Annotated in this window: 11 protein-coding genes; 2 read left to right on the top strand and 9 right to left on the bottom strand. The window is 67.7% G+C overall.

Annotation, left to right across the window (positions count from 1 at the left end; genetic code table 11):
* Nucleotides 1–58 precede the first annotated feature (58 nt).
* The gene (locus tag NL115_RS01485) at nucleotides 59–1,234 is read right to left on the bottom strand and encodes an NAD-dependent epimerase/dehydratase family protein (protein ID WP_254831460.1); all 1,176 of its coding nucleotides are present in this window, start codon (nucleotides 1,232–1,234) and stop codon (nucleotides 59–61) included.
* Between the two features lie 124 nt (nucleotides 1,235–1,358).
* Between NL115_RS01485 and NL115_RS01480 the strand changes: the two genes are divergently transcribed.
* On the top strand, nucleotides 1,359–1,847 hold the full coding sequence (locus NL115_RS01480; RefSeq protein WP_254831459.1) for an NUDIX domain-containing protein: 489 nt from the start codon (nucleotides 1,359–1,361) through the stop codon (nucleotides 1,845–1,847).
* Between the two features lie 9 nt (nucleotides 1,848–1,856).
* On the opposite strand, the gene NL115_RS01475 is transcribed toward NL115_RS01480, so the two are convergent.
* The 6 genes from NL115_RS01475 to NL115_RS01450 form a co-directional block, all read right to left on the bottom strand.
* A complete protein-coding gene (locus NL115_RS01475; protein ID WP_254831458.1) occupies nucleotides 1,857–2,846 on the bottom strand; it encodes an NAD-dependent epimerase/dehydratase family protein in 990 nt (329 codons plus the stop codon).
* Between the two features lie 85 nt (nucleotides 2,847–2,931).
* Entirely contained in the window at nucleotides 2,932–3,516 is a 585-nt protein-coding gene (locus NL115_RS01470) for a type IV pilin domain-containing protein (protein WP_254831457.1), read from the bottom strand.
* 108 nt (nucleotides 3,517–3,624) lie between these two features.
* On the bottom strand, nucleotides 3,625–4,560 hold the full coding sequence (locus NL115_RS01465; RefSeq protein WP_254831456.1) for an NAD-dependent epimerase/dehydratase family protein: 936 nt from the start codon (nucleotides 4,558–4,560) through the stop codon (nucleotides 3,625–3,627).
* A 487-nt stretch (nucleotides 4,561–5,047) separates the two neighbouring features.
* A complete protein-coding gene (locus NL115_RS01460; protein WP_254831455.1) occupies nucleotides 5,048–5,569 on the bottom strand; it encodes a DUF7342 family protein in 522 nt (173 codons plus the stop codon).
* A gap of 197 nt (nucleotides 5,570–5,766) precedes the next feature.
* Nucleotides 5,767–7,644: a glutamine--fructose-6-phosphate transaminase (isomerizing) gene (glmS, locus tag NL115_RS01455; RefSeq protein WP_254831454.1), complete on the bottom strand. Its 1,878-nt coding sequence runs from the start codon at nucleotides 7,642–7,644 to the stop codon at nucleotides 5,767–5,769.
* The gene (locus tag NL115_RS01450) at nucleotides 7,644–8,837 is read right to left on the bottom strand and encodes a sugar phosphate nucleotidyltransferase (RefSeq protein WP_254831453.1); all 1,194 of its coding nucleotides are present in this window, start codon (nucleotides 8,835–8,837) and stop codon (nucleotides 7,644–7,646) included. The genes glmS and NL115_RS01450 overlap by 1 nt, the downstream gene beginning before the upstream one ends.
* A gap of 77 nt (nucleotides 8,838–8,914) precedes the next feature.
* On the opposite strand from NL115_RS01450, the gene NL115_RS20815 reads away from it, so the two are divergent.
* The gene (locus NL115_RS20815) at nucleotides 8,915–9,313 is read left to right on the top strand and encodes a DUF8106 domain-containing protein (protein ID WP_491536939.1); all 399 of its coding nucleotides are present in this window, start codon (nucleotides 8,915–8,917) and stop codon (nucleotides 9,311–9,313) included.
* 310 nt (nucleotides 9,314–9,623) lie between these two features.
* Here the strand turns inward: NL115_RS20815 and rnhB are convergent, their stop codons facing one another.
* Nucleotides 9,624–10,274 (bottom strand): ribonuclease HII, encoded by a 651-nt coding sequence (rnhB, locus tag NL115_RS01440; protein WP_254831451.1) that lies wholly within the window; start codon nucleotides 10,272–10,274, stop codon nucleotides 9,624–9,626.
* 63 nt (nucleotides 10,275–10,337) lie between these two features.
* Nucleotides 10,338–11,792: a tRNA pseudouridine(54/55) synthase Pus10 gene (locus NL115_RS01435; protein WP_254833131.1), complete on the bottom strand. Its 1,455-nt coding sequence runs from the start codon at nucleotides 11,790–11,792 to the stop codon at nucleotides 10,338–10,340.
* Nucleotides 11,793–11,908 lie beyond the last annotated feature (116 nt).

The raw sequence follows: 11,908 nt of genomic DNA, 5'->3' as shown, positions 1-11,908 counted from the left end.
AAAACGTTGGTAACGCCTGACGTGGACGTACTGCCTGGGACGCGTCGTTGGTGCGTCGCTACTCCACGTCCTCCTGCAGCGCATCGGGCAGGAACCGATCCTCGTGCGCCTTCACGACATCCTGATACTCGACCAACGAACTCATCGCATCCCGCACGCCGCCCTCGAAGTCCACCCGCTGCGAGCCGATGAGGTCCATGTACCGCTCGTTCTCGATCTCCATCTCGTGTTCTTCGTCCTCATCGCGCGGGTTCTCGACGTGCGTGACCGCCGTATCGAGCCCGTGCTCCTGGGCGACCTCCGCGATGGTCTCGGCGATCTCGACGATGGAAATCGCCCTCGTCACCTGATTGTACACAACGTGGTCGTCCGGTCGGTCGTCCACGTCGTTCAGCGCCAGCCGTGCGAGCCCCTCGACGGCGTCCTCCAGCGAGATGAACGGCTTGCGCTGCTCGCCCTTCCCGTACACCGTCAGCGGGTACTCGGCGACGGCCTGTGCGCAGAACCGATGAGAAACCACACCGAAGTAGTAGTCGAAGTCGAAGCGCGTCGCCAGCCGCTCGTCGGCCGCGGTCTCCTCGGTCTCCGTCGTGTACGTGATGGCCGTCCGGACATCCGACACCGGAATGTCGAACTGCTTGTTCGCCAGCCGGAGATTCGCCGCGTCGTGTGATTTCGTCAGGTGGTACCAGCTCCCCGCCATCGCCGGGAACGGCACCTCGTCGCGCTCGCCCTGGTTCTCCATGACGGCCCCGCCCTCGGGGATGGGGAACTCGGGTGCCCCGTAGACGCCCGTCGTCGTGGTCTCGATGAGGTGCGTATCGCTCAGCCCGTTCTCGGCCAGTCCGAACGCGAGGTTCCGGGTGGCCTGCATGTTGTTGTGCTGCGTGTAGTTGGCGCGTTCGCCGTTGATCTGCGAGTAGGGGGCACTCGGCTGCGCGGCCGCGTGCACCACGACGCGCGGCTCGTGGACCTGCAGCAACTCGTCGACGAACGAGCGCTCGGCGAGGTCGCCCTCGACGAACGAGAGGTTGCCGTACCCCTGTTCCTCGGCCGCGGCGAGGCGCTGGTCGATACTCGCGATGGGTGTCGCGCTCTTCGAGCCGATCTCCTCGACCCACTGGCGGCGGGCGAGGTTGTCGACGCCGACGACTCGTTCGTCCGTGCGGTTCGCAATGCGGAGCGCGGTGGGCCAGCCGATGAAGCCGTCCGCGCCGGTGACGACGATGGTCATTGGTTACTCACTCTTCGAGTAACTCGTGGGCTACAAATATCTTGTCACGCGTGCCGGCCACACTCCGGAACCGCTGCGAGTCGCCGACCGAACCCCTCATGCGTTCGCCGCGGAACGCTCCCGCATGCGCGTCCACGACGAGTTCGTTCCCGAGGAAACGTTCCGGGAGTTCATCGAGCGCATGCCGCAAGTCTGCGTGGAGGTGGTCGTCGAACGGTCCGACGGCGCCGTCCTGCTCGCCCGCCGGACGAACGAGCCCGTGAAGGGCGAGTGGTTCTGGCCCGGAAGCCGCCTCTACAAGGGAGAGCACCTCGAAAATGCCGCCCAACGCGTCGGCCGAGAAGAACTCGGACTCGACCTCACCATCGGCGACCAGCTCGGCGTCTACGAGCACCGATGGGAGACGAGCGCCCCGGGTCCGAGCCGGCACACGGTCAACATCGTGTTCCGAGCGCGGGCAGCCGACGCGGACGGCGACCTCTCTGTCGAGGACGTAACACTCGATGACCAGCACGACGACGTGCGGTTCGTCCAGCCCGTCGACATCGATGAGGCGTACCACGAGTACGTCCAGCGGTACGCGCGCGATCTGCAGGCTGCCCGGGACGCGTGACCAGCGAACTCAGTCTGCCAGCCCCGCACGAATCAGCTCCCGCACCGTCTTTTCGACGCACTCATCCGGCGACCAACCCAGTTCTGCCCGCGTTCGCGACGTATCCACGCCGAACTCGGTGACCAGCGTCTCGTCGCGCGGGTTCTCCAGCAGTTCGATATCCACCTCGGGACCACCCTCCTCGATGCAGATTCGCTGGACCAGTTCGGCGATGGTCATCACGCCGGGGTCCTCGTCGGTGGCGACCTCGTACTCGGTACTCCCGGTCTCGCCCGTGTCACGCTCCTCTAGCAACGTCTCAGCGCTCCGGACGAACGCGCTGGCCACGTCCCGGACGTGGACGAAGTTGCGCGCCTGGTCGCCTGGCTCGTACACCGTCAGCGGCTCGCCAGCGAGCGCGCGGTTCACGAAGAAGTTGATGACGGTCCCCTTCGAGACCTGCTGGCCGTCGATGGAGTGCCCACCGTAGAGGTTCGAGATCATGAACTGGTGGGCCGGAAACGCGTCCTCGGCCATCGTCTCGACGGCCCGCTCCCCCAGCACCTTCGACCGGCCGTACCAGTTCAGCGGGTCGCGCTTCATCTCGGTCGTGATGGGGAACTCGTCAGGGTCGCCGATGACCGCCATCGAGAAGGGGAACGCCATCGCCGCCCCGGTCTTCCGGCAGAACCACGCCACGTTCGACGTCCCTTGGACGTTCACCTCGTAGGAGAGGTCCGGCTTGGTCTCGCAGTCGTCCACCCCGGAGATGGCCGCGAGGTGGATGACCACGTCCGCACCCGAGAGGGCTGCCTCCAGTCGGTCACGGTTCCGGATGTCTACGTGTTCGACGGAAACGTCTCCGATTTCACGGATATCTCCGAGGTAGAAGTTGTCGATAGCAGTTACGTTCCAGTCCTCGTGAGTTTCCTGAATATCCGCGACCACGCGACTCCCGATGTAGCCCGCGGCGCCGGTGACGGCGACATGGGGTCCGTCCGCCTGCGACGTCTCGCTCATAAGCGGTTACTCGCTCTCCGGGTCAATAGTTCGTCCGGTCCGAACACGGCAGTTGCTGGGTGAGCGGTCGGTCGACGAGGAGTACTCAGTTGCCCGCTTCGGGCCCTTCCCACGTCGTGAGGATGTAGCTCCGGTCGCTCCCCTCGGGCTTGTAGACGATACGGACGGTCGCTTTGTGGAACTCGGTGGAGCCCTCCGTCCCGTAGATGCGGAACCGTTCGCCGGCCGACATCTCCTCGTCGTCGAGACCGAACGAGTCGGCGTCGTCGTCGAAGTTGAAGCTACACTCGTACTGGTCGCCGGAGGGCGACCCACACTCGAAGCCGGAGCCACCCCCTGTGAACGTGTCGTCCTCGTAGGGGTAATCCGCGACGATGTAGAGGTCACCGGTGGCCAGCGTCAACGCGTCGTTCCCGTCGGCCACCTCGACGGTCTCACCGCCGTCGTGGATGATGTCGAGCGCATCCTGGCCATTGGCACCGGCATCGTCGTGGAACTCGAAGGTGAAGTCGATGTTCGGCTGCCGGGTCGCCGGGTCGTCGCCGAAACCCATCGCGAACACCCCCATCGTCGCGGCCAGGACGACCACGATGGCGACCATCAGGACGACACCGATGACTGGTGAGACAGCCCGCTCGACCCTCGCTACCGCCCCCTCCGACCCCTGCATACGGAGAGAACTGGAATCTGCGCATATAACCGCTTTCTCCACTTTTCGTGGGCTAGCGACGTTCTCAAGGCCGAACGAGCCGTTTTCGAAGACACGGCGCCAGCCGCATCACTCCCCGCCGCGGAACGCGTCGGCGATGTCCCGCACGCCCTCGCGGAGCGTCCACTCGGTCTCGAAGCCGGTCTCGGCGAGCCGGTCGAAGCTCACGTTGTACGACGGCCCAGGATGCTCGTCCTCGAGGTAGGTCACGTCGACGGGGCCGACCTCCTTGCGGACGAGCTCGGCGATATCGCTGATCTGGTAGTTCGCGTCGTTCGAGCCGACGTTGTAGACCAGCTGGTCCCAGCTCCCGGGGTCGAGCGCGGCGCTCGCGTACGCCCGGGCCGAATCCCTCACGTGGACGAACGGGCGCCAGTTCGAACCGTCGCCGTACACTGTCAGCGCCCGGTCGGTCAGCGCCCGGAAGACGAAGTAGTTGACCACGAGGTTGAACCGGACTCCCGGCGCGTCGCCGTACACCGTCGCCATGCGCAACGCGGTCCCGTCCATCCCGTGGTCCTCGCAGTACTCCCGCAGGAGGTCCTCGCTCTGGAGTTTCGTCTCCGCGTACGGGTTGATAGGGTCGGGGTCGGTCGTCTCGTCCATCGCCTGGCTGGGCGCCCTGCCGTAGACGTTGCACGAGGAGGCGAAGACGACGTTCTCGACGCCGAGCTTCCCCGCGGCGCGGAGGACGTTCTCGGTGCCGTCGTAGTTGACCGCGAACGTCTCGTCCCGACGGTCGTGGGTCGAGGCGGCGCCGGTGATGGCCGCGAGGTGGACGACGGTGTCCACGTCGCGGACGGCGCCCTCGACGTCGCCGTATTCGCGGACGTCACCGCGTTTGAACGAGAGGTCGTCGCCGCCCAGCTGCCCGCGGAGCGCTCGCGGTGAGCCGGATTCGAGCGAGTCGAGGACGCGGACGTGGTCGACGCGGTCGTCCTTCCGGAGCAGGGGGAGGAGGACGCTGCCGATGTAGCCACAGCCGCCCGTGACGAGAATGCGCATACCGGCCGTGTGTGTGTGGCGGAGATATAGGGTTTCTGCGACGGCCTACTGAAACTGGAGTCTGGAAACGAGTACCGACATCATCTCCCAGACGATTCGCGTCGGGTTGCCCGACGAGAAGGTGTACGGTTCGTACTCGTACGAGGCTGCGGAATCGGACCGCTCCTGAAAGTGCCCCCACCCATCGACGTGTGGATTCGGCTCGTGATGCCATCCGAAGTCCCCGTTGTCGTCACTATAGTGGAAGGAGAATGACGGGTCTGCATCCGAGGTCTCCCCGGCGAACCAGCGTACCGTGAGTGTCCCTTCGGCTACATCGCTATCGAGACGGTCGGGCGCGACTTCGGCAACTACCTGTGTGTACTCACCTGACGGAAAGCCGCGAACCGTCGAGATTGTCGGGTGGTGTTCCAGTTCTTGCTGGATGCTACGCAGCGCCCGATGCGACGCTTCCGCTGCGTCGTACGACGAGTCATCACCACCCATCCTAGGCCGGTGCGGGCGAGTCTCGACTGTACGCCGTGTAGTTCTCTATCGCCTGCTCGACGATATCGAGCCGGTACAGCAGGAGTGCCCAGTCGTTCGCAGTTTCTCGGATCTCCCGTGTCTCTGCAGCACCGTCGCTCTCGGCAGCCCGGCGTCGGAGGGCTTCCGGGGACTCGACACCGTAGTCACGGCGCCAGGTCTCCACCTGATCCTGCAACTCGGCCTTCAACTGGAGGAGCTCGTCGTGATCGTACTCGTCGAGGAGGTCACGGAGGGTCTGAACCCGCGTGTGGAGGGGATCGGGCTCGTACATCGCCGTCCCCTCGATGTCGCGTTTCATGAGGACGTTCATGTCGACGAGACGCTCGAGGTGGTCGCGGGCGGTGTTCTCCGCGACGTGGGCCTCGGTGGCGATATACGACACCGGTTGCGGCCCCGAGACCGATCCGGCGACCGACCGCACTCTGTCGAAGGCACTCGTCTGCTCCTTCCACGCCTCGACGCCGGGAGCCTCCTCGTCCATATCGTATCCTTGCAGTTGAAGTCAATAAATCTATCTCTGGGGCAGATAATCGAAGAGCCGTACGGACACTCGTCGGGGCCAGCGCCGCTACCGTCTAAATGACCGGGCAGATCAAGAGTGAATTTCGCGGTGGCCGCTCATCACCTGAAGGGTGTGGTACTGTAGTTCAGACTATTGTGGGATAGACGACAGTCCTCTCACTCCACGGTCACGCTCTTCGCGAGGTTGCGGGGCTTGTCTATCGGCCGCCCGAGAAAGTCGGCCACGTGGTAGGCCACGAGCTGCAGCTGGACGTTCGCCAGCACGGCCGCGGTGCGGGGCGGTGCCTCCGGAATCTCCAGGACGTGGTCGGCGTATCTCCCCACGTCACTGCGCCCGTCCGTCACGGCGACGACGGGCGCGTCGCGCGACTCGACCTCCTTGACGTTCCCGATGGTCTTGGTCGCGAGCGGGCCGTCGCCGGTGACGACCGCGAAGACGGGCGTCTCCCCAGTGACGAGCGCGAGCGGGCCGTGCTTCAGCTCGCCCGAGGCGAACCCCTCGGCGTGCTTGTAGGAGATCTCCTTCAGCTTCAGGGCGCCCTCCAGCGCGACCGGGTAGTGGACGCCCCGGCCGATGAAGAAGTACGAGGGTGCGTCGACGAACTCCTCGGCGACAGCCTCGGCGCTGGATTCGTCGAGGACCGCCTGCACGTCACCCGGGAGGTCACGGAGCGCCGAGAGCGACTCGCGGATGTCGCCGCCCCGGCCGTTCCGTCGGGCGAGCGAGAGCGCGAGCATGTTGAGCGCGGTCTGCTGGGAGGCGAAGGTCTTCGTCGCGGCGACGCCGATCTCCGGGCCCGAGCGGATGTACAGCGTCTCGTCGCACTCCCGTGCCGCGGTGGAGCCGACCGTGTTCGTACACGCGAGCGTGCGGGCGCCCCGGGAGCGGGCCTCGCGGAGCGCACTCAGCGTGTCGGCCGTCTCGCCGGACTGCGTGACGCCGACCACCAGGGCGTCGTCGATGGGCGGCGGCGAGGTGGCGTACTCGCTGGCGAGGTAGCACTGGGCGGGCACGCCGGCCTGCCGGAACAGCTCGGCGCCGTAGAGTGCGGCGTGATACGAGGTGCCGCAGGCGACGAACTGGACGCGGTCGGGGTCGATGTCGACATCGAGCGTGACGCGGCCGCCCATCTCGTCGACGCGGCCCTGGAGACACTGGCGCAGGGCGCGGGGCTGCTCGTAGATCTCCTTGAGCATGAAGTGGTCGTAGCCGGACTTGCCGGTGTCCTCGGGGTCCCACTCGACCGTCTCGACGGTCTTCTCGACCAGGTTCCCGGTGGTATCGGTGACCGTCCAGCCGTCGGCGTCGATGCGGGCGAACTCGCCGTTCTCGAGGTAGACCACCTGGTCGGTGAACTCGCGGAACGCGGGCACGTCGCTGGCGAGGTAGGTCGCGCCGGCTCGCGGCTCGCTGCGCTCACCACTCGCCGATCCGGCGTCGCGTGGCGACGCCCCCAGCACGAGCGGGTTGTCCTGGCGGGAGGCGAACAGCGTCTCCACGCCCGCGACCGAGACGACGACCGCGAAGCTCCCCTCCAGGCGCGTCATCGCCTCGCGGATGGCCGGTTCGGGGTCCGCGTGGTCGTACTCCGGGCCTGCCAGCAACTCCTCGATGAGGTGCGGGATGACCTCCGTGTCCGTCTCCGACCGGAACTCATGCCCGGTCGCGGCGAGTTCGTCGCGGAGTTCCTGGTAGTTCTCGATGATGCCGTTGTGGACCACCGCGACCCGTCCGGTGCAGTCGGTGTGCGGGTGTGCATTCGCGTCCGAGGGCGGGCCGTGTGTCGACCAGCGGGTGTGGCCCATGCCAACGGTCCCGGTCGGGCTGGTGCCGTCGGCCTCGGCCGTGTTCAGCACCCGCGTCAGCGCGTCGAGTTCGCCCTCCCGCTTGACGACCTCGACCGTCTCGTCGCCGGGGCCGGTGAGCGCGACGCCGGCGGAGTCGTAACCCCGGTACTCGAGCTTCGAGAGCCCGTGGACGAGCGTGCCGAGCGTGTCGTCGCCACAGCCGACACACGCGATGATCCCACACATCAGCGGACCACCTCGCTGTCCTCGTCGATGCGGCCCCGGACATGGACGCCGGTGCCGAGCGTGGCGTTCGGCCCGACCAGCGAGCCCGGTTCCGCCGTGACGCCGCCGCGGGCATCGACGCGGTCGGCGAAGACGGCGCCGAGTTGCTGGTCACGGTAGACGCGGTCGTCGAGCGCCACGTCCGCCGGCCCGCCCGGCACCGTGGTGTTCGCCCCGAGGTTCACGTCCTCGCCGGTGACACACTCGACGAGGGTCGACCCCGGGCCGACGCGGGTGTCGGCGTCGAGGACCGAGCGCTCGACCGTCGCGTTCGCTCCGACGGTGACGTTCCGGCCAAGGGCGCTATCCGGCCCGACGACCGCGTTCGGGCCGACCTCGCAGTCCGGGCCGACCACGAGCGGTGCCCGCAGCGTCGCGTCCGGGTGCACGATGGCCGACGGTGCGACGTGGAGCGTCTCGTCGGACTCGGGCTCGGTGACGCGGTCGGTGTGGAGGACGCTCCGCGTGATGGAGAGGAGGTCCCACGGGAACGTGGCATCGGCCCAGAGCCCGTCCGTGCGGACGCCCCAGACCGGACGCCCCGCGTCGATCCGTCGCGTGATGGCCGCCGTCAGGTCGAGTTCGCCCTCGCGCTTGGGCGTCTCCGCGAGCCCGTCGAAGATGTCGGGCGTGAACGCGTACACGCCGGCGTTGATGAGGCGGTACTCTCCGGCCAGCGGCTTCTCGACGAGTTCCTCGACGCGGTCGCCGTCGAGTCGGACCGCTCCGAAGGCATGAGCCTCGGGGTGCTCCATCACCGCCAGCGTCGGCTCCGCCCGGTCGGCGAACATGTCGGCCACGTCGGTCACGATTCCCGAATCGATGACCCGGTCGCCGTTGAGCACGAGCATCGACTCGTCGACGTACTCACGGGCCTGTAGCAGGGCGTGGCCGCTCCCCAGTTCCTTCTCCTGGACGGCGTACTCGATGGGTACGTCACGGTACGAGGGCCCGAAGTGCTCTTGTACGCGGTCGCGCTTGTAGCCGACGACGAGGACGATGCGTCCGATGCCGGCGTCGACGAGCGTATCGAGGACGTGTTCGAGGATGGGCCGGTTGCCCGCCGGCAACATGGGTTTGGGCCGGTTCTTCGTGAGCGGCCGGAGGCGGCGGCCCTCACCCCCCGCGAGAACGACGGCCGTATCGAGGCTCATGAAGTTACCCAGAATCTGAGTAACTGTAAGTGTTCGGGGCAGATACCCGGGGGCGGTCGGCCTCCGTCGAGGGCGAGATGAGACGTGACGCCACGACAACGCCACAGTTCCGGTCTGGCTTGAACCCGCCAGCAAGTACTGGCAGCAGGCTCTGGACCAGCCATGGCCTACCGGGAGGTATGTCTCACCCTGAGCGCCCGAGTCCGTCCCGGCCCAAGGCGACGTGGCTGTGTCCGGAGTGCGGTCACGAGAGCTCGGTGTGGGGGGACTGGGAGGTCACCACGCGGGGCGACGAAGTGCGGACCAGCTGTCCCGAATGTGGGACGACCATCGACGAACGACCACGCCGGAACCGGTCCGCGTGGGACGAAGCGATGGCCACGCTGTCACAGGTCCGGGAGGCGATGATGGCCGCCCCCGCGCTCGTCCTGGGCATCGTCGTGCTGCAGTTCCAGTGGCTCAACGACCGGGCGTAACCGACGAGACCGCCGGTCGGGACTGACGAAGGTTACTGGTCGGGCTGACGACGTATCCGACCCCATCAGGCCTCGTGCGTCTCACTCTCGGCGATATCGTTGCCGCAGTTACCACAGAAGTCGGACTGCCACGGGACCGTCGGGACGACCTCGCGATTCCCCGGCGAGCAGTTACATTCCGGCATAGGCTGATAGTGGCCCGGACAGCGGATTGTTATGTAGCTCCTAATCACCAGCACCAACACATAATCTTCCAGGGAAGCAGATTAATGGAATATACGGTGGAAAAAGGTCAGTTCCGGGACGTTCATCAGAAATCCTCGAGCGCCGCCTGTTCGCGAGCCGCCAGCAGGTCATCACAGGTCCCCCACGAACGACGGGCGCAGTCCGGGAGACGACCCTCCCGTTCCAGGAACGCCTGCAGGAACTCGCGGGTCTTGGGGTCCGAGGGGTAGCCCGAGCCGAGGTCCCCGAAGCCCATGGACGTGTAGCGGTCCGCGAGCGCCGCGACGTGGGCGTCGCGTTCGACCTTCGCGATGACGGATGCCGCGGCCACGAGCGCGTACGTCTCGTCGGCCCCGTGTTCGGCCCGGACCTCCACGTCGGCGGTGAGGCGGTCGCGGACCCGACGCGCGAAGCGGTCGGCGTCCGTGTCACCGCCGTCGCAGATGCCCCCGTCGCCGTCGCGCGCGACCTGCGCGAGCGCCTCGGCCTGCGCGGCGACGGTCAGCGTGTTCATGTCCTCGTCCCCGTCGATGCGTCCGACCGGGACCTCCGCGACCCCCACACCGACGCGGTCGTCGTCCCGGAGCGTGGCCGCGAGCTCCTCGCGCTGCTCCGGGCGGAGCCGTTTCGAGTCGTCGACCCCGGCCGGAATCGCGACCGCCGGCGCCCGGACGGCGGCGGCGAACATCGAGCCCAGTACTGGCCCCTTGCCGGCCTCGTCCACCCCGAAGCGCATGCTCCGGACCGGGACGGGTCGGCTAATCAACCTTTCGCGTACCTCCTATGTGAGGGGGACCCATCACTCGGACGGGTCCTCCTCAGCACCGGGCTCGACCGGCGCGATGGCGTCTTCGGTGCTGGCGCGCTCGGTCACGACCGACGAGGCACGGCCCTCGGAGATGCCCTCGGTCCAGGCCTCCGGGTCACGCCCGCCGGCTCCGTTCACGGCGTCCTCGTCGAGGAAGAAGTCCGGGTCCTCGAACGGCTCCTCGACACCCGTGACGGCCATCACGTCCAGCGCGGTGACCTCCGCGTCGACGCCGAGCAGTCCGGCCACCGACGGCTCCGTGCGCCCCTCGTCGCTGCTGACGAGTTCCTTCACGTAGAGGCCGCCGTCGCCGTGGACGACGAGGGTTGCGTGTTCGTCGTCGGTCATCGACCCGGAGATATCGTGGACCGTGCGGGTCCGCACGAGGTCGGCCCGTCGGTGGTCGACGCGGTTGGGGGTCCGCTGCTCGACGGTCGCGCCCCGCAGCTCGTCGAGCGCGGCCTGCAGGTCGGCCTCGGCGACGGACTCGTCGAACGCGACGACCATCCGGTAGGTCTTCGTCGCCTCCAGTTCCTTCACCCGCTCGACCATCTCGTGGGTCGCGTAGCGCAGGCCGACGACCTCGATGTCCTCGGACGCCTCGTTTATCTCGCGTTCCAGTTCGGCGAGGTCCGTCCGGCGTCGGTGCGGGTTCTCGACCTCCAGCACGAACGGCCGGCCCGTGCCGACCATCAGCGCGTCCACGTCCTCGCGGCCGGCGCCGTGGAAGACGCCCTCGCGGCCCCGGTGGGCCTCCACGAGGACGGGGGCGACCTCCTGCTCGACGCTGGTGCGGTAGCGGTAGCCCGTCCCGTCGCACTCGGGGCAGGGGCCGACGCCGTGCTGCCGGCCCGAGCCGCCACAGGCCGAGCAGGGCCACTCCGTCTGCGGGACCATCCGCTTCAGTTTGCGGTAGCGCCCGTAGATGGCGAGCGAGTTGATGTCGACCTCGACCGTGGTCTCGTCGCCGACGGCCACGTCCAGCGTCACCTGCACCTCCGGGCGCTGGAAGTCGACCTCCGTCTCGGTTCTCGCACCGACCCGCCGGCCGACCTCCCGATTCAGCTCCTTGCGCAGGTCCTCGCCGTGTGCGGCGTCGACGGGGTCGAGCCCCACTTCCTCGCGGAGCAGCTGCTCGTTCTCCTCCAGCAGCGGCGGCACCCGGCTGCCGAGCTGGTAGGTGTCGAACTCGACACCCTCCAGTTCCGCCACGACACGCTCGGCCAGCGCGTCGAACTCGCCGCAGAGCCCCTCGCAGACCCAGCAGTCGGCCACGTCGGGCGACTCGTACGGCTCGTCGTCTTGCAGGGCGATGGTCGTCCGGAGCGCCCGCCCACGCTCCTCGTTGCGCAGCCCGAAGCTCCGGTCGGCCACCAGCCGCCCGAGACAGGCGTCACACACCGGCCCCGAGGCCGCCGCGCGGCGGGCGACCGCCAGCACGTCCACGTCCGGCTCCGGGTCCGCGCCCTCGCTCCCGTCCCCGTCGCCGGCGTCCGCGTCAGTCATGGGTGGGAGTGGTCGTGGCCGGCGCTTGTGCCTTCCGACTGGCGGTGCTGGATTCG

The sequence above is a fragment of the Haloglomus salinum genome, assembly GCF_024298825.1.
GTDB classification, from domain to species: Archaea; Halobacteriota; Halobacteria; order Halobacteriales; family Haloarculaceae; genus Haloglomus; species Haloglomus salinum.
Note: the sequence above shows the minus strand (reverse complement) of the source record. Positions and strands in the feature narration are given on the sequence as shown.